This window comes from Kitasatospora phosalacinea, from assembly GCF_000717185.1.
In the GTDB taxonomy this organism is placed as follows: Bacteria; Actinomycetota; Actinomycetes; order Streptomycetales; family Streptomycetaceae; genus Kitasatospora; species Kitasatospora phosalacinea_A.
The window spans coordinates 32316-51493 of sequence record NZ_JNYE01000085.1; the positions used below are offsets into that span (position 1 = coordinate 32316).

General features: G+C 74.5%; 22 protein-coding genes and 1 pseudogene. 14 read left to right on the forward strand and 9 right to left on the reverse strand.

Features of this window, described 5'->3' with window-relative positions; all coding sequences use genetic code 11:
• The first annotated feature begins 101 nt into the window (after window positions 1–101).
• Complete coding sequence (locus tag OO57_RS28835) at window positions 102–425, forward strand: MazG-like family protein (RefSeq protein ID WP_033255625.1); 324 nt, start codon at window positions 102–104, stop codon at window positions 423–425.
• Between the two features lie 36 nt (window positions 426–461).
• Here the strand turns inward: OO57_RS28835 and OO57_RS46090 are convergent, their stop codons facing one another.
• Window positions 462–596, reverse strand: coding sequence for a DUF6126 family protein (locus tag OO57_RS46090; protein WP_234337545.1), 135 nt, complete (start codon window positions 594–596; stop codon window positions 462–464).
• Between the two features lie 149 nt (window positions 597–745).
• Here OO57_RS46090 and OO57_RS28840 point away from each other — a divergent pair, with 149 nt between their 5' ends.
• A complete protein-coding gene (locus OO57_RS28840; protein ID WP_033255626.1) occupies window positions 746–1528 on the forward strand; it encodes an SGNH/GDSL hydrolase family protein in 783 nt (260 codons plus the stop codon).
• 122 nt (window positions 1529–1650) lie between these two features.
• Here the strand turns inward: OO57_RS28840 and OO57_RS28845 are convergent, their stop codons facing one another.
• The gene (locus OO57_RS28845) at window positions 1651–2061 is read right to left on the reverse strand and encodes an organic hydroperoxide resistance protein (protein ID WP_033255627.1); all 411 of its coding nucleotides are present in this window, start codon (window positions 2059–2061) and stop codon (window positions 1651–1653) included.
• Window positions 2062–2166: 105 nt separating this feature from the next.
• Here OO57_RS28845 and OO57_RS28850 point away from each other — a divergent pair, with 105 nt between their 5' ends.
• Both OO57_RS28850 and OO57_RS28855 read left to right on the forward strand, forming a co-directional pair.
• Entirely contained in the window at window positions 2167–2646 is a 480-nt protein-coding gene (locus OO57_RS28850) for a MarR family winged helix-turn-helix transcriptional regulator (protein WP_051778368.1), read from the forward strand.
• 94 nt (window positions 2647–2740) lie between these two features.
• Complete coding sequence (locus OO57_RS28855) at window positions 2741–3241, forward strand: hypothetical protein (protein ID WP_051778369.1); 501 nt, start codon at window positions 2741–2743, stop codon at window positions 3239–3241.
• Between the two features lie 35 nt (window positions 3242–3276).
• On the opposite strand, the gene OO57_RS28860 is transcribed toward OO57_RS28855, so the two are convergent.
• Window positions 3277–3555, reverse strand: coding sequence for a DUF2630 family protein (locus OO57_RS28860; protein WP_033255628.1), 279 nt, complete (start codon window positions 3553–3555; stop codon window positions 3277–3279).
• A gap of 181 nt (window positions 3556–3736) precedes the next feature.
• Here OO57_RS28860 and OO57_RS28865 point away from each other — a divergent pair, with 181 nt between their 5' ends.
• Both OO57_RS28865 and OO57_RS28870 read left to right on the forward strand, forming a co-directional pair.
• Entirely contained in the window at window positions 3737–4126 is a 390-nt protein-coding gene (locus OO57_RS28865) for an SCO5389 family protein (protein WP_033255629.1), read from the forward strand.
• Between the two features lie 194 nt (window positions 4127–4320).
• Complete coding sequence (locus OO57_RS28870; RefSeq protein ID WP_033255630.1) at window positions 4321–5895, forward strand: glycoside hydrolase family 53 protein; 1575 nt, start codon at window positions 4321–4323, stop codon at window positions 5893–5895.
• Between the two features lie 353 nt (window positions 5896–6248).
• Here OO57_RS28870 and OO57_RS28875 read toward each other — a convergent pair whose 3' ends face one another.
• Window positions 6249–7697 carry an MFS transporter gene (locus tag OO57_RS28875; RefSeq protein WP_033255631.1) on the reverse strand — a complete coding sequence of 483 codons (1449 nt, stop codon included), beginning with the start codon at window positions 7695–7697 and terminating at the stop codon, window positions 6249–6251.
• 320 nt (window positions 7698–8017) lie between these two features.
• Between OO57_RS28875 and OO57_RS28880 the strand changes: the two genes are divergently transcribed.
• The gene (locus tag OO57_RS28880; RefSeq protein ID WP_033255632.1) at window positions 8018–8596 is read left to right on the forward strand and encodes a TetR/AcrR family transcriptional regulator; all 579 of its coding nucleotides are present in this window, start codon (window positions 8018–8020) and stop codon (window positions 8594–8596) included.
• A 15-nt stretch (window positions 8597–8611) separates the two neighbouring features.
• Here the strand turns inward: OO57_RS28880 and OO57_RS28885 are convergent, their stop codons facing one another.
• Window positions 8612–9211, reverse strand: coding sequence for a TIGR03086 family metal-binding protein (locus tag OO57_RS28885; protein WP_033255633.1), 600 nt, complete (start codon window positions 9209–9211; stop codon window positions 8612–8614).
• A 57-nt stretch (window positions 9212–9268) separates the two neighbouring features.
• Window positions 9269–9835 (reverse strand): DJ-1/PfpI family protein, encoded by a 567-nt coding sequence (locus OO57_RS28890; RefSeq protein WP_033255634.1) that lies wholly within the window; start codon window positions 9833–9835, stop codon window positions 9269–9271.
• Between the two features lie 261 nt (window positions 9836–10096).
• Between OO57_RS28890 and OO57_RS28895 the strand changes: the two genes are divergently transcribed.
• Window positions 10097–10897: a tyrosine-protein phosphatase gene (locus OO57_RS28895; protein WP_033255635.1), complete on the forward strand. Its 801-nt coding sequence runs from the start codon at window positions 10097–10099 to the stop codon at window positions 10895–10897.
• 7 nt (window positions 10898–10904) lie between these two features.
• On the opposite strand, the gene OO57_RS28900 is transcribed toward OO57_RS28895, so the two are convergent.
• Both OO57_RS28900 and OO57_RS28905 read right to left on the reverse strand, forming a co-directional pair.
• Window positions 10905–11579 (reverse strand): VOC family protein, encoded by a 675-nt coding sequence (locus OO57_RS28900; RefSeq protein WP_033255636.1) that lies wholly within the window; start codon window positions 11577–11579, stop codon window positions 10905–10907.
• A gap of 66 nt (window positions 11580–11645) precedes the next feature.
• On the reverse strand, window positions 11646–12650 hold the full coding sequence (locus OO57_RS28905) for a PHP domain-containing protein (protein ID WP_033255637.1): 1005 nt from the start codon (window positions 12648–12650) through the stop codon (window positions 11646–11648).
• 145 nt (window positions 12651–12795) lie between these two features.
• Between OO57_RS28905 and OO57_RS28910 the strand changes: the two genes are divergently transcribed.
• A complete protein-coding gene (locus OO57_RS28910; protein WP_033255638.1) occupies window positions 12796–13722 on the forward strand; it encodes an AurF N-oxygenase family protein in 927 nt (308 codons plus the stop codon).
• Window positions 13723–13778: 56 nt separating this feature from the next.
• Window positions 13779–15254, forward strand: a complete 1476-nt coding sequence (locus OO57_RS28915; RefSeq protein ID WP_234337546.1) for an MFS transporter — start codon at window positions 13779–13781, stop codon at window positions 15252–15254.
• An 85-nt stretch (window positions 15255–15339) separates the two neighbouring features.
• On the opposite strand, the pseudogene purB reads toward OO57_RS28915, so the two are convergent.
• Window positions 15340–16587 (reverse strand): annotated as a pseudogene (purB, locus tag OO57_RS28920) (adenylosuccinate lyase); the annotation flags it as partial.
• A 94-nt stretch (window positions 16588–16681) separates the two neighbouring features.
• On the opposite strand from purB, the gene OO57_RS28925 reads away from it, so the two are divergent.
• The 4 genes from OO57_RS28925 (at window position 16682) to OO57_RS28940 (ending at window position 19086) form a co-directional block, all read left to right on the forward strand.
• The gene (locus OO57_RS28925; RefSeq protein ID WP_033255639.1) at window positions 16682–17038 is read left to right on the forward strand and encodes a DUF6204 family protein; all 357 of its coding nucleotides are present in this window, start codon (window positions 16682–16684) and stop codon (window positions 17036–17038) included.
• 144 nt (window positions 17039–17182) lie between these two features.
• Window positions 17183–17509 (forward strand): type VII secretion target, encoded by a 327-nt coding sequence (locus OO57_RS28930; RefSeq protein WP_033255640.1) that lies wholly within the window; start codon window positions 17183–17185, stop codon window positions 17507–17509.
• The gene (locus tag OO57_RS28935) at window positions 17506–18441 is read left to right on the forward strand and encodes a WXG100 family type VII secretion target (RefSeq protein WP_051778370.1); all 936 of its coding nucleotides are present in this window, start codon (window positions 17506–17508) and stop codon (window positions 18439–18441) included. Before OO57_RS28930 ends, OO57_RS28935 begins: the two co-directional genes overlap by 4 nt.
• A 45-nt stretch (window positions 18442–18486) precedes the next feature.
• Window positions 18487–19086: a hypothetical protein gene (locus OO57_RS28940; protein WP_033255641.1), complete on the forward strand. Its 600-nt coding sequence runs from the start codon at window positions 18487–18489 to the stop codon at window positions 19084–19086.
• Window positions 19087–19178 lie beyond the last annotated feature (92 nt).

Sequence of the window (19178 nt, forward strand, 5' to 3'; positions counted from 1 at the left end):
GGTACGATCGTCGTCGAGCGGCGGGCGGGCGGTGTGCGGGCGGCGGGCAGTCGGCCCGGGGCGCCCGCACCGCCGGAGGCTCCGGCGATCGGCGGTGCGGCGTGGACGAGCGGCAGTGGGAGACGGTGCGGCGGCTGGCCGACTGGCTGGCCGAGGGCAGCACCCAACCCCCGGAGATGCAGCGGGTGTTGCAGTGCCTGAAGCTCAGCGAGGAGGCCGGTGAGGTCGCCGAGGCGGTGATCGGTGCGCTCGGCCAGAACCCGCGCAAGGGCTTCTCGCACACCTGGGACGACGTCGCGGACGAGCTGTGCGACGTCGTGATCACCGCGCTGGTCGCCCTGGCCCGCGTCCACCCCGACCCGCCCGCCGCGTTCGACGCCCACCTGGCGAAGGTCGCGGAGCGCGCCCTGCCCCGGCACCCGTAGCGGCCGCAGAGCCCTCAGCACCCGCAGCGCCGCGGCTCAGTGGCGGCCGCCGACCGCGAACAGCAGGACGACGAAGCCCGCGAACACGTGCGTCCCGGCGATGTAGATCAGCGCCCGGATCAGCATCTGCTTGCGGCGCGAGCTCTCCTCGCGCACTCCGTCACTGGTCACGGCCGCCCTCGTTGTCCGCCTGCCCGCCGGGTCGTCCACCGCCCGGAACCCTTGCAGGGTACCGGCCCCGCCCCCGTGGCGGAGATCACGCTGCGCCACGGGGCACCTACGGTGGCGTAAGTCACTTCACAAGGTGAACTATCTCCTGCATGGCCGACTACCAGGAGACCCTTGACCTCAGTTCCTATGCGGCCCTCGGTGACAGCTTCACCGAGGGCCTCAACGACCCCGGCCCCGACGGCCAGTTCGCCGGCTGGGCCGACCGCCTGGCCGGGATGCTGTCCGCGCGCAGACCGGAGCACGACTTCCGGTACGCCAACCTGGCCGTCCGCGGCCGCCTGCTGGACCAGATCGTCGCCGAGCAGGTCCCGAAGGTCCGTCAACTCCGGCCCGACCTGGTGACGTTGTGCGCGGGCGGCAACGACATCCTGCGCCCGGGCAGCGACCCGGACCTGATCGCCGAGCACTTCGAGTCGGCCGTCCTGGAGCTGCGCGAGAACGCCGGGACGGTGCTGATCTGCACCGGCTTCGACACCCGCAACGTCCCGGTGCTGCGCCACCTGCGCGGCAAGATCGCCACGTACAACGCGCACCTGCGGGCGATCGCCGACCGCAACGGCCTCGCGGTCGCCGACCTGTGGTCGCTGCGGGCGGTGCACGACCGGCGGGCCTGGTCCGAGGACCGGCTGCACCTGTCGCCGGAGGGCCACCAGCGGGTGGCGCTGCTGGCGGCGCGCGCGCTCGGCCTGCCGGTGGACGCGGACCCGGAGGCCGCCTGGCCGCCCGCGCCCGTCCTCACCCCGGCCGACCAGCGCCGGGAGAACCTGCAGTGGGCCCGCACCTTCCTGCTGCCCTGGGTGGGCCGCCGCCTGCGCGGCGAGTCCTCCGGCGACCACGTCGAGGCCAAGCGCCCGGAGCTGCTCCCGCTCTGAACCGCAGGAGGGCACCGGGAGGGCACCGGGAGGGCACCGGGAGGGCACCGGGAGGGCACCGGGAGGGCACCGGGAGGGCACCGGGAGGGCACCGGGAGACCCCAGTGAGACCCCTGCCTCGCCTATTCGACGACCAGCTCCACCGGAACGTTCCCGGCGGTGGCCCTGGAGTACGGGCAGACCTGGTGGGCCTGCTTGACCAGCAGCTCGCCGGCCTCGCCCGCCAGCGACTCCGGCAGCTCGACCCGCAGGACGACGGAGAGGCCGAAACCGCTGTCGTCCTTGCCGATGGTGACCTCGGCGGTCACCGACACGTCCGAGACGTCGACCTTCTGCTGGCGGGAGACCACGCCCAGCGCGCTGGCGAAACAGGCCGCGTACCCGGCCGCGAACAGCTGCTCGGGGTTGGTGCCCTCGCCGTCGCCGCCGAGCGCGGGCGGCGGGGAGAGCTTGAGGTCGAGCCTGCCGTCGGAGCTGACGGCGCGGCCCTCGCGGCCGTTCGCGGTGGCGGCTGCGGTGTAGAGCGGGTTCATCGCGACTGTCTCCTTCGTCCTTCTGCTGCACTGCTTCCTACCCCAGAACTACAGCACACAATTCAATTGCGCACAACTCAATCGGCCGCTTGCTACCCTGGAGCCATGACCTGGCACGGCGAGAACCCCCGCTCCCCCCGCGACGAGGGCGCGGACCTGCTCCTACTCGACCAGCAGATCTGCTTCTCGCTGAACGCCGCCTCCCGCGCCTTCGGCGGCGTCTACCGCACCGCGCTCAAGGACCTCGGCCTGACCTACCCCCAGTACCTGGTGATGCTGGTGCTGTGGGAGGACGGGGCGGTGCCGGTCAAGCAGCTCGGCGAGCGCCTGCGCCTGGACTCCGGCACCCTCTCCCCGCTGCTCAAGCGCCTGGAGGCGGCCGGGCTGGTGACCCGCGCGCGCTGCCCGGAGGACGAGCGCTCGGTGATCGTCGCCGCCACCGCGGCCGGACGCGAGCTGCGCGAGGGCGCCCTGGCCGTCCCCCGCCGCATCCTGGCCGCCGCCGGGCTGCCCCTGGACGACCTGCGGGCCCTGCGCGAACTGCTCACCCGCGTCACGGCCAACCTGGACGCGGCCGGAGCCTGACCCCCGCAACGCCCCGCACACCGGCACAGCCGGACCCAGACCCGGATCCGCCGATCGGCCGCCGCCGCACCCGGCCCGCCGCCATGATGACCGGATGACCGCTCCCACCGCCCCCGACCCCGCCCCCGTCTGCCAGGTCCGGCCCGCCCTGCTCCGGCTCGTCGCGGCCTGGCCGGAGGCCACCACCGTCAGCACCTTCCGGACCCGGATCGCCACCGAGGACCTCGCCACCGCGATGACGTTCCGCAGCCCCCGCCGGGTCGCCACCGCCCGCGGCCTCGCGGACCTGCTGGCCGCCCACGGCGTCGAGACCCGCGCGGACCTGCACGCCTGGCTCGACGCCCCGGTGCACCGCGCCGCCCTGCGCCAGGTGCCGGGCGTGGGCCCGAAGACCGTCGACTACCTCGCCAACCTGGTCGGCCGCTCGCACGTCGCCGTGGACACCCACCTGCGCGCCTTCGCCGCCGGGGCGGGCCTGCCCGAGCTGGGCTACGAAGGCCTGCGGGCCGCGTACGAGCGGGCCGCCGACGCGCTCGGCCACGACCGCGCCGGGCTGGAGCACGCCGTCTGGCGGCACGGCGCGCACACCGGCTGACCCACACCCCGCCGCGCCCGCGCCCGCGCCCGCGCCTACGACTCGTAGCGCTCGACCTCTTCGACGCTGCGCACGCTCGCCCCGTCGGGGTCCTCACCGGCCCGGACCCGGGCGCGGCGCTGGCGGAGCAGGTCCCAGCACTGGTCGAGCTGCTCCTCGATGTCCTTGAGTTCGCGGTGCTCGGTGGACTGGTCGATCCGGCCCTCGACGAGGGCGGCGCGCAGGTCGCGCTCGGCCTCGACCATCTCGCTGATCCGCTCCAGGATGCGGCGGTCGGTGCTGCCGCTGCCGCCGTCGCGGCTCTGCTCGTCCATCGGTGGCCTCCTCGCGGTCGTCCGGCCCCTCCACTCTAGGAAGGGGCGGTGGCGGCCGCGAGCCGGGCGACGCGGGGCCGCACCGAACGGGGAGCGTAATTGACAGGGCGTCAGGCGGGCGAAAGGATCACCTACTGAAAACGACTCCCACTACCACTAACCCCGGAAGGCCGGATCCGCCATGTCGCTGGACGTCTCCCCCACCCTGCTGGCCCTGGCCGAGCGCGACGAGGTCGCCGACGCCGACTTCCTCGCCACCGTCCGCACCTCGCTGCCCTACGCCTACCGCCTGGTCAACGACCTGACGGCCGAACTCGCCCTCACCGACGCCGAGTTCGCCGACAACACGGTCGCCCCGAGCGAGGCCGAACGGGCCCAGCTGCTGCGCGCGCTGGCCAGCGACTCGATCCGCGGCGCGCTGGAGCGGCACTTCTCGGTGAAGCTGGCCTTCCAGAACTGCCACCGCCTCGCGGCCTTCCACCCGCACGCCGAACACACCGCCGCCTACCGGGAGTTCACCTCCCCGCGGGCCCAACTGCTGAACCAGTCACCGGAACTGCGCGACTGCTGAGCCCGCCCGGGAGGGTGGTCGCGGGCCTACCCGGACCGCCCTCCCTTTCCTGTGAACGTTCACAAGAAAATGGCTCCTAGTGCTTGCAGCCCCACCGAATATTGGGGTTTCCTATGGCGGAACGCTACAGACGACTTCTGTGTACGTTCACAGGCACTCCCCCACCCCGCCCCCACTCCCCGCCAAGGACGACGATGCACCAGGGCATCAAGCGCGCACTCATCACCACCGCGGCGGCACTCCCGCTCGCCGCCACCGCCGTCACCGGCCTCCCCACCGCGGCCGGCGCCGCCGCGACCCTCACCAACACCGGCTTCGAGTCCGGCGGCACCGGAACGGCCGCCCCCGCCGGCTGGTCCACCTACTCGGCCGCCGGACAGAACAGCGCCTCGTACACCGAGGCCGGGGGCCACAGCGGCTCGTACCGGCTCACCCACTACGCGGCCGCCGCCTACAAGGTCGAGACCTACCAGTACCTGTCCGGGCTGGCCAACGGCACCTACACGCTGACCGCCTGGGTCCGCTCCAGCGGCGGGCAGAACTCGGCGTACCTGGCCCTGCGCAACTGCGGCTCCGCCGAGCAGCGCACCGACCTGCCGCCGACCCCCGACGGCGCCTGGATCCGGCTGGTCACCTCGGTCGCCGTGACCGGCGGCCAGTGCACCGTCAGCATCAACTCCGACGCCAAGGCCGGGAACTGGATCAACGTCGACGACCTCTCCCTCACCCCCGGCAGCACCGGCCTGGCCGCCCGCGGCGTGGACGTCTCCACGCTGAAGAAGAGCGAGGACAAGGGCGGCACCTACCGCTGGGCAGACGGCACCGCCGGGGACGCGCTGAGCATCCTGCACTCCAACGGCGCGAACTACGTGCGGCTCAAGGTCTGGGTCAACCCCGCCGACGGCTACAACAACAAGGACAGGGTCCTGGCCATGGCCAAGCGCGCCAAGGCGCTCGGCATGGGCCTGCTGATCGACTTCCACTACTCCGACAGCTGGGCCGACCCCGGCAAGCAGACCAAGCCCGCCGCCTGGTCCGGCTACTCGCTGGCCCAGCTGAAGTCGGCGGTCTACAACCACACCTACGACGTGCTGAACGCGCTGAAGGCCCAGGGCACCACCGCCGACATGGTGCAGATCGGCAACGAGATCAACGCCGGGATCCTGTGGAACGAGGGCTCCACCGCCAACTGGTCCAACCTGGCGGCGCTCCTCACCCAGGGAGCGAACGCGGCGAAGGCCGTGAGCAGTTCGACCAAGGTCGCGCTGCACCTCGCGAAGGGCGGCGACGACGCCGGGGCCCGGGCCTTCTTCGACCAGGCGGTCTCGCACGGGGTGCCGTTCGACCTGATCGGCCTCTCGTACTACGGCTACTGGCACGGCCCGCTGAGCGACCTGCAGACCACCCTGGACGACATGGCCGCCCGCTACGGCAAGCAGGTGTTCGTCGCCGAGACCGCGTACGCCTTCACCCTGGCGAACGACGACGCGCTGGAGAACAACGTCGCGACCTCCTCCCAGCTGGTGGCCGGCTACCCCGCCACCCAGGCCGGGCAGGCCGCCAACCTGCGCGACGTGATGAACGTGGTGGAGGCCGTACCGAACGGCCGGGGGCTGGGCGTCTTCTACTGGGAGCCCACCTGGACGGCCGTGACGGGCAACGGCTGGGACCCGACCGACCCGGCGTCCGGGGACGCCTGGGAGAACCAGGCGCTGTTCGACTACAACGACAGGCCGACCAGCGCCATGAGCTGGCTGAAGCACCGCTGACCCACCGCTGACCCACCACCGAGCCACCGCCCGGCCGACGGCACCCCTCCCATCGGCCGGGCCCGGCCCGGAACCAGCCGGGCGCACCCCCGCCAGAGCCGCCCCGGGCGCTGCCCCAGGACGGCTCGGCTCGGCCCGCGCCAGCCGGGCACCGCTCCGACCCGCCAGGCGCAGCCACGAAACCAACGGGCACAGCCCGGGGCCGCCCCGGCACGGCCCCGGGCCCGTGGGGATCAGCCCCGAGCCGGCCCCGAGCCACTCCCAAGCCCCCTGGGCCGAGCCCCGGGACCGGCCGACCCGGGCACAGCCCCGGGCCCGCCTGGCGGCCGTTGCCGCTTCCCGGCCGCCGCGGGTCAGCCGCCGACCGTCTCGCGCTCCGCGGCCGCGGCCTGCCGCTCCGCCGCCGCGGCCTCCACCGGCACGGTCGCCGCGGTGGCCCGGCGGGCCGGGACGAGCAGGGCGGCGAGGGCGGCGGCCAGGCAGAACGCGGCCAGGAGGGCGAAGCCGTGGGTGTAGCCGGATTCGGCGGGGCGGCCGTCGGACTGCAGGTGGCCGGTGACCAGGCCGGTCATCAGGGCGGCGCCCATCGAGCCGCCGATGGTGCGGATGTTGGCGTTCATGCCGGTGGCGGCGCCGGTCTGGGCGGCGGGGACGGCCTGCACGATGAGGTTGCTCATCGAGGCGAAGGCGAGTCCGATGCCGAGGCCGAACACGCCCGCGGCGACCGCGACGTCCGCGGGGCTGCCGTGCCGGGCGGCGAGCAGCGCGCAGGCGATCGCGCCGAACAGGGCGCCGGTGACCAGCTGGGCCTTGGCGGGGAAGCGTCCGGCCAGCCGTCCGCCGACCACGCCCGCCACGAACATGGCGGCGACCATCGGGAGCATCAGCAGTCCGGCGCCGGTGACGCTGGAGCCGAAGCCGTACCCGGCGCTGGTGGGCATCTGGACGAAGCCCGGGAGGAAGGCCCAGACCGCGTACATGCCCGCGCCGAACAGCAGGGCGGCGGTGTTGGTGGTCCACACGGCGGGCAGTCGCATGACGCGCAGGTCGATCAGCGGGTTGCGGGAGCGGGACTCGTTGAACGCCCAGGCGGCGAACAGCACCACGGCGACGGCGAGCAGGCCGAGCACCTTGGTCGAGGCCCAGCCCCACTGGGAGGCCTGGCTGACCGGCAGCAGCAGGGCGACCAGCCAGCCGGAGAGCAGGACGGAGGAGAGCCAGTCGACGCTGCCCTCGCTGCGGTTGGGCGACTCGGGGACGTAGCGGTGGGCCAGCAGGACGGTGCCCGCGACCACGATGACGGGCAGCCAGAACAGCCAGCGGTAGTCGAGGGCGCCGACGATCGGCCCGGCCAGGACCATGCCGAGGCCGCTGCCGACGGCGATCACCGCGGACATGTTGCTGATGCCGCCGGAGACCCGTCCGGGCGGGAACTCGTCGCGGATGATGCCGAAGGAGAGCGGGAACAGCGCACCGGCGATGCCCTGGATCACCCGGGCCACGATCAGCACGGTGATGTTCGGCGCGAGCGCCGCGACCAGGCAGCCGACCAGCAGCGCGACCAGCGCGGCGACCAGGGTGCGCTTCTTGCCGACCAGGTCGCCGACCCGGCCGAGGATCGGGGTGAAGACCGAGGCGGAGAGCAGGTAGGCGGTCATCACCCAGGTGACGGTGGACTGCGTGGTGTGCATCTCCTCCTGGACGATCGGGAGGGCGGGCGTGATCAGCGACTGGAGCAGCGCGTACACGCCCGCTCCGACGGCGAGCACGCCGAAGGTCAGGCGGGGGGAGTGGCGGTTCATCGAACCCTCTCGGGACTCGGGACGGCGCACGCGGGCAGCACGGGGTGCACCGCGGCGGCCGGGCATCAGAACGGTAGGACGGAGGAACGCAGGAACGGCGGGGCAGCGGAGCAGTGGGACGATGGCGGTGCTCACGGTCGCCGTGCGGTCACCCGGCGTCGTCGGGCGGGTGTGCGGGCACGGCGAAACGGCAGGTCCGCCCGTACGCGGGCGGGCCGGAGTCCGGGCCCCGGTGCTAAAGTCGAGGCATGCCTCCAGATTAGCGGAGGCATGCCTCCGGTTCAATTCGAATTCCCGGATGTGTCGAGAACGAGGTCCCCGTGCCGGATCAGATCGTGGTGAGCGAGTTCCTCGCCGCCCAGCGCCCGCGCCGCGCGGACGCCGCCCGCAACTTCGACGCGCTGCTCGCCGCCGCCCGCGAGGCGTTCGCCGCGCACGGCGCCGAGGCCTCCCTGGAGGACATCGCCCGTCGGGCCGGCGTCGGCATCGGCACCCTCTACCGCAACTTCCCCACCCGCCGGCACCTGTTCGAGGCGGTGTACGCCGCCGAGGTCGACGACCTCTACCAGGCCTCCCTCGCGGTCGCCGACCTGCCGCCCTGGGAGGCGCTGACCACCTGGCTGCGCCGCTTCGTCGACTACGCGACGACCAAGCGGGCGATCCGCGAGGCCCTGGCGGGCGAGGAGTCGGACGTCTTCCAGGCCTGCCTGCAGTCCATGTACTCCGGAGGCACCCCGCTGCTGCTGCGCGCCCAGGCGGCGGGCGAGGCGCGCAGCGACATGAGCATCGAGGACCTGCTGCGGATGGTCTCCGGCATCACCTCGGTGGCGTTCCCGGAGGAGGGGCAGCGCGACCGCGTGCTGGCCATCGCCCTGGACGGGGTACGCACCCGCCGCTGAGCGCGGCCCGGGTCCTCAGCCCAGCGGGTGCGCGGGGTCGCGGCCGACCAGGCCCAGCAGCCGGGTCGCGGCGTCCGCACCGGCCGGGACGGGGACGGGGTCGGCGAACAGCCCGGAGGCGGCCAACGCGTCGGCCTGCGGGGCGAGTTCGGCGAGCGCGAACTCGGCGGCGGCCGGGTCGACGGTCGGGTCGGCGCCGGTGCCCTGGGCGAGGTCCCAGGCGTGCACGACCGCGTCCACGGTCATCTCCCGGGCGTACCCGTCGGCCCGCCGCGCGCCGTACGACAGGTGCACGGTGCGCTCCAGCGCGCCCGGGGCGGCGAACGCGGCCCGGGCGGCGTCGGCGGCGGCCGTCCAGGCGGCGACCGGGTCGTCGCCCAGCACGTCGCCGTCGAAGCGGTCGCCGATCTCGGCGACGGTGGCCCCGGCCAGCAGGTCGGGCACCCAGAGCTGTTCGGAGGTCAGGTGGCCGACCAGCTGCCGGACCGTCCAGTCGGTGCACGGGGTGGGCGCCTGCCAGGCGCCGTCGGGCACGGCCCGGACCAGGTCGCCGAAGTGCTCCAGCGCCCGGGCGTGCAGCGCGAGCAGGGCCGGTCCGTCGAGGTGTGCTGCCATGGGGTACACGCTTGCCCGCCCGGGGCGGGGCGGGCAAGCCGACACCCCGGGCGGCCGCTACTCGACCGGGGCCTTCTCGCGCAGCAGCTTGACGAACGCCCGCATCCAGGACGGGTGGTCCGGCCAGGCCCGGGCGGAGACCACCACGCCGTCCACCACCGCGTCGCCGTCGACGAAGTCCGCCCCGCCCGCGGCCACGTCCGGCTCCAGCGCCGGGTAGGCGGCGGTGCGGCGCCCGGCCAGCGAGCCGGTCCGCAGGGTGATCAGCGGGCCGTGGCAGATCTGCGCGAGCGGCTTGTCCTCCTCGACGAACGCGGCGACGATCCGCTGCACCTCCGGGTCGTTGCGCAGGTACTCGGGCGCCCGGCCGCCGGGCAGCACCAGCGCCACGTACTGCGCGGGGTCGACGTCCGCGAACGCCAGGTCGGCGGGCCAGGTGTAGCCGGCCTTCTCGGTGTACGTGTCGTAGCCCGGGACGAAGTCGTGCACCACGAACTGCAGGGTCTTCTTGGTCGGCGCGGCGATGTCGACCTCGTAGCCCTCCTCCAGCAGCCGCTGGTACGGGTAGAACACCTCCAGCGACTCCGCCGCGTCACCGGTGATGATCAGGATCTTCGCTGCCATCCGGGGATTCCGTCCCTTCGTCGCACCAGGCACGCCCCGCCCCGACGGGGCCGGGCGGTGACCACCCTGCCCGCTGACGCCGCGTCAATCAAGGGGCGCGCGCGGCGCGGCGCGGCGCACGGGCGCGCGCTCCCCGACCGCTCCGCCGTCCGCCGCGCGGGGCCCCCGGCCGGGGGTACTCCGGGGGCGACCCGCCCGGGGCGCGCCTAGCGTGCTGGCAAGGTCCGCCCGTTCTCCGGGTCCGTCGACAGGGAGGCCGTCATGCAGCACTCGCACCTCGTGGACTCCGCCACCGTCGCCAACCTGCGCGACCTCGGCGGCATCGACCTGCCCGGCGGGGCCCGGGTCCGGCCCGGACTGGCGCTGCGCTCCGGCCAGTTGGACCGGCTCGACCCGGCGGGCGACCCGGTGTTCGACGCGCTGGGCGTGCGCACCGTCGTCGACCTGCGCACCGCAGCCGAGCGCGCCGCCTTCCCCGACCGCGTCCCCGGCGGGGCGCACCTGCTGGTCGCGGACGTGCTCGCCGACGAGGCGGGCAGCGGTGCGACGGCCGCGCTGACCGCGGCGCTCGCCGACCCGTCCGGCGCGAACCGCGCCCTGGGCGGCGGCCGGGCCGCGGGCGCCCTGCGCGAGGACTACCGGGCGTTCGTCACCTCGCCCGCCGCCCGGCAGGCCTACAAGCAGTTGATCACGGCGCTCGCCCACCAGGGCGGCGGCCCGGTGCTCTTCCACTGCACCGCGGGCAAGGACCGCACCGGCTGGGGCGCCACCCTGGTCCTGCTGCTGCTCGGTGCGGACGAGGAGACCGTCCGCACCGAGTACCTGGCGGTCGACCCGGCGGTGCGCACGCACTACGCCCCGCTGGTGGAGCGCTTCGTCGCGGCGGGCGGCGACCCGGAGGTCGCGGACGCCGTGTTCTCCGTCCGCGCCGAGTACCTGGACGCCGCGCTGGACGTCCTCGCCGGGCACTGGGGCGACGCCGAGAGCTACGCCCGGGCCGGGCTCGGCCTCAAGGACGACACCCTGGACAGCCTGCGCGAGCGCCTGGTCGGGGCCGCCTGAGCGGCCGTCAGCCCGCGGCCCCGGCGGCGCCGACGCAGGCCTCGTTGCCCTCCGGGTCGGCCAGCACCCAGTGGTTCGGCGCGTGCTCGTCGGTCACCAGGCGGCCCCCGGCGGCGATCGCGGCGGCGATCCGGGCCTCGGCGAGGTCGTGCGGCACCCAGACGTCCACGTGCACCCGGTTGCGCTGCGGGCGGGGCGCGTCCATCTGCTGGAAGTAGAACGGCGCGCCGCGGCGGGCCGGGTCGATCAGGTCCTCCGGGCTGCCGGAGCGGTCCCGGTAGCCGAGCAGCGCCCGCCAGAACGCGACCACGGCGGGCACGTCCAGCGCGTCGACCGTGACCTGGACGGTCTGCAGGCCCTCCGGGTCGGCGACCGCGCCGAGCCCGCGGGCGGTCGCCGAGACCAGCCGGGCCAGCTCGACGTGCCGCCCGGTCAGGCCGTAGTACTCCTCGCCCACCTCGACCAGCCGGACGGTCACGCCCTCCGGCCGCAGGTCCACGTCCACCTCGCCGACCCCGTCCAGCGCCTCCCCGAGCGCACCGACCAGCCGCGCCCCCGCCCCGAACGACCCCGTCCGGAAGAACGCGCACGCCCCCTCCCCCAGCACCCGCCAGTCCTCGGTCCCACCCGCGGCGTGGAACGCCAGCGGCCTGATCCTCGTCTCTTCGTACACGTCAGCCATCCGCGCAGGTTACCGCCCCACACTGACAGCACGTCACCGCGCCCCCGGCACGCAGCGCGCAGCGCGTCAGCGCGCCCCCGCCCACGCCAGCAGGTGCTCCACCGACCACGCCGTGACCACCCGCTCCGCCCCCAGCCCCACCCCCACCGCCCGCTCGCACCCGTCGACCTGCCGGTCGAGCTGGCCCGGTGCGTGGGCGTCCGTGTCGATGGCGAACAGGCAGCCGAGGTCGGCGGCGAGGGCGAGGAGGTCGTCGGGCGGGTCCTGGCGGTCGGGGCGGCAGTTGATCTCGACGGCGGTGTCGTGCTCGCGGCAGGCGGTGAAGACGGCCTCGGCGTCGAACGCGGAGGGCGGGCGGGGCTCGTCGCCCAGCCGCCGTCCGGTGCAGTGGCCGAGGACGTCGACCAGCGGGCTGCGGACGGCGGCGAGCATCCGGTGGGTCATCGCGTCGGCGTCCATCCGCAGTTCGGAGTGGACGGAGGCGACCACCACGTCGAGGCGGCCCAGCAGTTCCTCGTCCTGGTCGAGCGTGCCGTCCGCGAGGACGTCGCACTCGATGCCGGTGAGCAGCCGGAACGGGGCGAGCCGGGCGTTGAGCTCCTCGACCAGGTCGAGCTGTTCGCGCAGGCGGTCCGCGCTGAGGCCGTGGGCGACGGTGAGGCGGGGCGAGTGGTCGGTGAGGACGGCCCAGTGGTGGCCGAGGGAGCGGGCGGTGCGGGCCATCCGTTCGACCGGGACGGTGCCGTCGGACCAGTCGGAGTGCAGGTGGCAGTCGCCCTGGAGCTTCTCGCGCAGCCGGAGCGCGGCGGTGGACGGGGCGGGTCCGGCGGCGGCGCGGGCCTCGGCCTCCAGCAGGTACTGGGGGGTGCGGCCGACCGAGGCGTCGGCGATCACCCGGGCGGTGACGGGGCCGACGCCGGGGAGGCGTTCGGCCTGGGCGGCGTCGATCGGTTCGGGGGGCAGGGCGGCGGCGGCGACGGCGGCGGTGCGGAACGCCTCGGCCCGGTGGGGGGAGGCGAGTTCGCGTTCCAGCAGGAAGGCGATGCGTTCCAGGGCGGTGACCGGGTCCATGCGGCCAGTCTGCGCGGGGCCGGACGGGGTCGCACGCGGACGGGTCCGCCGCCGCCGATCCGCCCCGACCCCTTGTTGACAGTCTGTCTCATTGGTTTACTCGTCCCGGAGCCCCCGCCGCACCCCCACCCTCCGGAGCCCGCCCGTGCCCGACACCACCACCCCGCCGCACTCCCCCGCCCGGCAGCGCAACGCCGACCGCGAGCTCAACGCCGCCCGCCTGCTGCGCGCCTCCGCCAAGCACTCGTACGACCCGCTCACCGAGATCGACTGGTCCGCCCCCGTCGACCCGGACCACTACGCGCTGCCCGCGCACCGCGTCGCGCTGTACGGCACCCCGCTGTGGGAGCGGCTGGACGAGCGGGCCAGGGCCCGGTTGAGCGTGCACCAGTTCGCGTCCACCACGGCCGCCGGGATCTGGTTCGAACTGGTGCTGATGGAGGGCCTGATCCGGCACGTCTACGCGGGCGACCTGACCACCGGGCACGCCCAGTACGCGCTGACCGAGGTCGCCGACGAGTGCCGGCACTCGACCATGTTCGCCCGCTACATCACCGCGACCGGCTACCCCTCGGCCCGGCCGACCCGGCGCGCCGACCGCCTCGGGAAGCTGCACTTCCTGCTCAACGACACCACCATGACCTTCGCCGGGGCGATCTTCGTCGAGGAGTTCACCGACGCGATGCAGCGCGAGATGGTCCGCGACGAGTCGCTGCAGCCGCTGGCCCGCTCGGTGGCCCGGATCCACGTGGTCGAGGAGGCCCGGCACATCGGCTACGCCAAGCCGGAGCTGGAGCGCCGCTGGGCGGCGATGACGGCGGCCCGGCGGGCGGTGTTCCGGCGGGCGCTGGCGCTGCTGGCCCGGCAGGCGGTGGCCGAGATCGTGCACCCGCGGGTGTACGCGCTGGCCGGGCTCGACCCGGCCGGGGCCCGCCGCGCCGCCGAGGCCAACCCGCACTGGCGGCAGGCCCGGATCGACTGGGCCCGCAAGGCGCTGGAGTTCTTCGCCGACCTGGGCGTCCTCACCCCGGCCACCGCCCGCGCCTGGCGCCGCGCCCACCTGCTCCCCTGACCCGCCGCCTGCGCGCCGCGCCCCCGCCACCACCCGCGCTGCCCGAGACTCTGACCGTGGACGACAACGGGATCCGCCTCGGCACGGGCCGCGGCCGGTGGGTGGTGGCGGCGACGGCGCTGGGCTCCGGCATGGCGATGCTGGACGGCACGGTGGTGAACGTGGCGCTGCCCCGGATCGGCGAGGACCTGGGCGCCGATCTGTCGGCGCTGCAGTGGACGGTCAACGCCTACATGCTGACGCTGGCGGCGCTGATCCTGCTGGGCGGCTCGCTCGGCGACCGGTACGGGCGGCGGCGGGTGTTCCTGATCGGGGTGTGCTGGTTCGCGCTCGCCTCGGCCGGGTGCGCGGCCGCGCCGAACGTCGAACTGCTGGTGCTGGCACGGGCGTTGCAGGGGGTGGGCGGGGCGCTGCTGACGCCCGGTTCGCTGGCGATGCTGCAGGCGGTGTTCGCCGAGGAGGACCGGGCGGGCGCGGTCGGGGCCTGGTCGGGGCTGGGCGGGGTCGCGGCCGCGGTCGGGCCGTTCCTGGGCGGCTGGCTGGTGGACGGGCCGGGCTGGCGGTGGATCTTCCTGCTGAACCTGCCGCTGGCGGCGGCGGTGGTCGCGGTGACGGCCCGGCACGTCCCGGAGAGCCGCGACCCGGACGCGTCCGGCCGCTTCGACGTACTGGGCGCGCTGCTCGCGGCGCTGGCGCTGGCCGGGATCACCTACGCGCTGACCGAGGCCGGTGCGGGGCCGGCCCCGGGCGCGGTGGCGGCCGGGGTCGCGGGCCTGGTGCTGACCGGGGCGTTCCTGCTGGTCGAGCACCGCTCGGCGCACCCGATGCTGCCGCTGTCGCTGTTCCGCTCCCGGCTGTTCACCTCCGTCAACCTGGTCACGCTCTGCGTGTACGGGGCGTTCAGCGGGGTGTTCCTGCTGCTGACGGTGCAGTTGCAGGTGGTGGCCGGGTTCACGCCGCTGCTGTCGGGGGTCGCGCTGGTGCCGATCACCGTGCTGATGCTGCTGTTCTCCGGCCGGGCCGGGCGGCTGGGCCGGAAGGCGGGGCCGCGGCTGCCGCTGACGGTGGGGCCGCTGGTGGTGGCCGCGGGCGTGCTGCTGATGCTGCGGATCGGGCCGGACGCGAACTACTGGCTGGACGTGCTGCCCGCCGTCACCGTGCAGGGCGCCGGGATGACCCTGCTGGTCGCCCCGCTGACCGCGACGGTGCTGGCCGCCGTGGACGTCCGGCGGGCGGGCATCGCCTCGGGCGTCAACAACGCGGCCGCCCGCGCCGCAGGCCTGTTCGCGGTCGCCGCGATCCCCCCGCTGGCGGGCCTGAGCGGCGACGCCTACCGCGTCCCGGCCGAGGTCGACGCCGCCTTCACCACCGCCGTGCTGATCTGCGCCGCCCTGCTCGCCGCCGGCGCCGTCCTGGCCCTCACCACCGTCCGCTCCGACGCCCTCGCCCCGCCGCACCCGGTCGCCGAACCGGACTGCGACTGGTACTGCGCCCCGACCACGCCCCCGATGCACCCGGACCAGGAGCGCTGACGACGGCGGGCCCCCCCCGGGGGGGGGGGCCGGGGGGGGCGCCCGGGGGGGGGGGGGGGGGGGCGGGGGGGGGGGCGGGGGGGGGGACGAGGGTGTTCTCGCGGGCGCCCTCGCGCATGGCGAGGGCGGCGGCCACCGCGTGCTCCTTGATGACCTCGTGCGCGGCCTCGCGGCCGACGCCGGCCCGCACCGCGCCCATCAGGACCTTGGTGGTGGCCAGGAAGGGCAGGTAGCGGTCCAGCTCGGCCTCGATGACGGCGGGGAAGGCGCCGAACTCGTCGAGGACGGTCAGGAAGGTCTCCAGCAGGCCGTCGAAGGCGAAGAACGCGTCCGGCAGCGCGACGCGGCGCACCACGGAGCAGGAGACGTCGCCCTCGTTCCACTGGTCGCCGCCGAGCTCGGCGGTCATCGAGGCGTAGCCGCGCAGGATGACGGCCAGGCCGTTGACGCGCTCGCAGGAGCGGGTGTTCATCTTGTGCGGCATCGCCGAGGAGCCGACCTGCCCGGCCTTGAAGCCCTCGGTGACCAGCTCGTGGCCGGCCATCAGGCGGATCGTCTTGGCCAGGCTGGAGGGCCCGGCGGCGAGCTGGACGAGCGCGGAGACCACGTCGTAGTCGAGCGAGCGCGGGTAGACCTGGCCGACCGAGGTGAACACGTTCTCGAAGCCGAGGTGGCCGGCCACCCGGCGCTCCAGCTCGGCGAGCTTGTCGGCGTCGCCGCCGAGCAGGTCGAGCATGTCCTGGGCGGTGCCGACCGGGCCCTTGATGCCGCGCAGCGGGTAGCGCGCGATCAGCTCCTCCAGCCGGACGTAGCCGACCAGCACCTCGTCGGCGGCGGTGGCGAAGCGCTTGCCGAGGGTGGTGGCCTGGGCGGCGACGTTGTGCGAGCGGCCGGCCATGACCAGCTCGCCGTACTGGGCGGCGAGGCGGCCGAGGCGGACCAGCACGGCCACCGTGCGGTCGCGGACGTGCTCCAGCGACTGGCGGATCTGCAGCTGCTCGACGTTCTCGGTGAGGTCGCGCGAGGTCATGCCCTTGTGGATCTGCTCGTGCCCGGCGAGCTCGGAGAACTCCTCGATCCGGGCCTTCACGTCGTGCCGGGTGACCTTCTCGCGGTCGGCGATGGACGCCAGGTCGACCTGGTCGACGACCCGCTCGTAGTCGGCGATCGCGGTGGGCGGCACCTCGATGCCGAGGTCCTGCTGCGCCTTGAGGACGGCCAGCCACAGGTGGCGCTCCAGGACCACCTTGTGCTCGGGGGACCACAGCTGGGCCAGGGTCGCCGAGGCGTACCGGGAGGCCAGGACATTGGGGATCTTGGGCTTCGCGCTCACGTTTCGCAAGCCTAACAGTCAAGCTCAGGGGAGGACGAAGCGCGTCCGGAAACCGGGATGAGCGCGGCGGGGGCGGCGGGTTAGGGTCCGGGGCATGACCAAGCGCACTTTCCGGATCACGGTCCGCGGCTCCTTCGACGCCCTGACCGACGAGCAGCGGGCCGAGCTGCAGGCCGAGGCCGCCGAGCACGACGTGCTGCGGGCGGAGTTCACCGAGGAGGGGCACCTGGTGTACGACCTGTCGGCGCGGCCGTTCTTCACCTTCCGCTTCCTGGAGCACGGGGAGGCGGAGGAGGACGTGGTGGCGGCGTCGGTGCGGGCCGAGACGGCGGCGGAGCTGTGGCTGACCGACCGCGGGTACGGCTACAAGAACCTGAAGTCGCAGGCGCAGGACATGGCGCTGGCGGCGCTGGGGGCGCGGCAGAAGCAGGAGGCCCGGAGGAAGGGCTGAGCCGCCGGGGCCCGGGCGGCCGGACCGACGCCCGCCCTGTCTGGATCGGGTGACCCCGTGTTAGCTTCTTGACCAACTCATGGCCTGCGCATGGTGCCACCCATACTCGCGGGCCGGGCAACGGGGAAGAAGAGGGGCACCGCGATGGCGGGGGAATTCAGGGTCGATCCGGACGCGCTTCGCCGGTTCGCCCGCACCAGCAACGAGCGGGCCGAGCGGCTGCGGGCGATCCGCTCCGAGCTCGGCGCGCACCAGCTGTCGGTGTCGGCGTTCGGGAAGCTCCCGGAGGCCGACGAGACCGGCCGCGACTACGTGGAGCGGTCCGAGTCGGCGATCGAGAACGCGGGCGCGGCCGGCGACACCATGGACCGGATCGCCGAGTACGCCGAGGGCATGGCCGCGGCGTACGAGCGGGCGGACGAGGCCACCGGGCAGGACATGCGGGCGATCTCGGCGGGGCTGGGCGGATGAGCGGGCCGGTCTCGGGCGCGGTCGACGCCTACACGAAGATCAACAGCTGGATGAGCCCGCTGGGCAGCGTGGTCGACGGGATCATGCGGCCCCTCGTGGAACCGCTCGCGGAGCCCCTGGAGTTCGTCACCGGCGACCCCGAGGGGCTGGAGGACGCCGCCCGGCTGTGGCAGCGGCAGGCCGAGCAGCTGCGCGAGCTGATCGCCGACCAGCGGCGCGACCGGGCCGGGCTGGCCGGCGAGTGGGAGGGTGCGGCAGCCGACGCCCTGCAGGCCGAACTCGCCGAGCTGGAGCAGGCCCTGGAGGCCGAGGCGGCGGACATGGAGGGCACCGCCGAGCTGCTCTCCGAGGCCGCCGCCGAGTGCCGGATGGCGCAGGACCTGGTCGAGACGGTGATCCGCGAGCTGATCGAATGGGCGATCATCACCTTCGCCGCCTCGCTCGCCTTCAGCGTGATCACCGCCGGGGTGTCGCTCGCCGCCGAGGCGGCCGCGGCCGCGGCCGAGGGTTCGATCGCCAGCGTCCGGATAGCCAACCTGGTGCGCAAGCTCGCCAGCGCGCTGAAGAAGATCGCCGACGCGATGAAGGCGCTCAAGGCGGTCTCCAAGCGTCCGCACCTCAACCCGAAGAAGCCCTGGACCTGGAACAAGCCGCTGGACGTCGAGGCGTACCTGGCCAAGACCGGCGTCAAAGCCATCGGCAAGGCCGGACTGCACGGCATCGGCCTGACCGGCGACCCGGTCGGGCAGACCGTCCAGCAGGCGGTGCAGAGCGGCGCGGGCATCCTCGGCGACGAGGCCGACGACCGGATCGGCGGCACGCCCGGCCCCAGCACGGCGCTGCGCGAGCGCCTCGGCGCGGCCCAGCCCGCGCAGCCGCCCGCGCTCAGCCCCGAGGAGCGCCGCCAGCGCTTCGAGGACGCCTTCGGCTGAGCAGGCCCGCGCTCCACCGACCCGCACCCACCGAGGAGTTGACCCGTGCTCGACCGGGACCGCCAGTTCGCCGCACCGTTCCTCGCCACCGGGGAGCAGCTCCGGGCCGCCGCGCCGGTCTCGCTCGCGCCCGGCATCCCGCGGCCGCCCGAAGAGCTGCTGACGCCCCGGCAGCCCGGTGAACTGGAGCAGCGGCTCGCCAAGCCGTTCGGCCTGCTGCGGCGCGCGTACGCGGTGGTCAACCCGGCGTCCGCCGTCGTCGGGGCGGTCGAGGACCGGATGCTGAACGCGGTGCCCGAATCGGTGTGGCACGGCACCGGGATGGACGGCGGCTGGCACTCCACCGCCGGACGCCTGGTGATCCGCCTGCACGAGGACGGCGCCCACGGCAGTGCCCTGCTCGCCCTCACCGACCGGCGGCTGCTGCTGCTCGCCGACCGCGCCAAGCCGTGGCAGCTCACCGAGCAGCACGCCCTCCAACTGGAGCTCCCGCGCCCGGAGGTCACCGCCGCGCGGCGCAACGCCAAGGGCGTCACCCAGCGCGGCCGGGTCGACCTGCACTTCCGTGACGGCTCCTGGATCGCCCTCACCACCCCGCTGCCGTCCGCGGCGGACGAACTCGCCGCCGCGTTCGGCCTGCCCTAGGTGTTCTGTCCTGTGAGGTTGGGGACGCGGCTGGCGGGTGGTTGGCCGGCGAGTGCGGTGTGTCCGCGGTGGTGATTGTAGGTGTGGAGCCA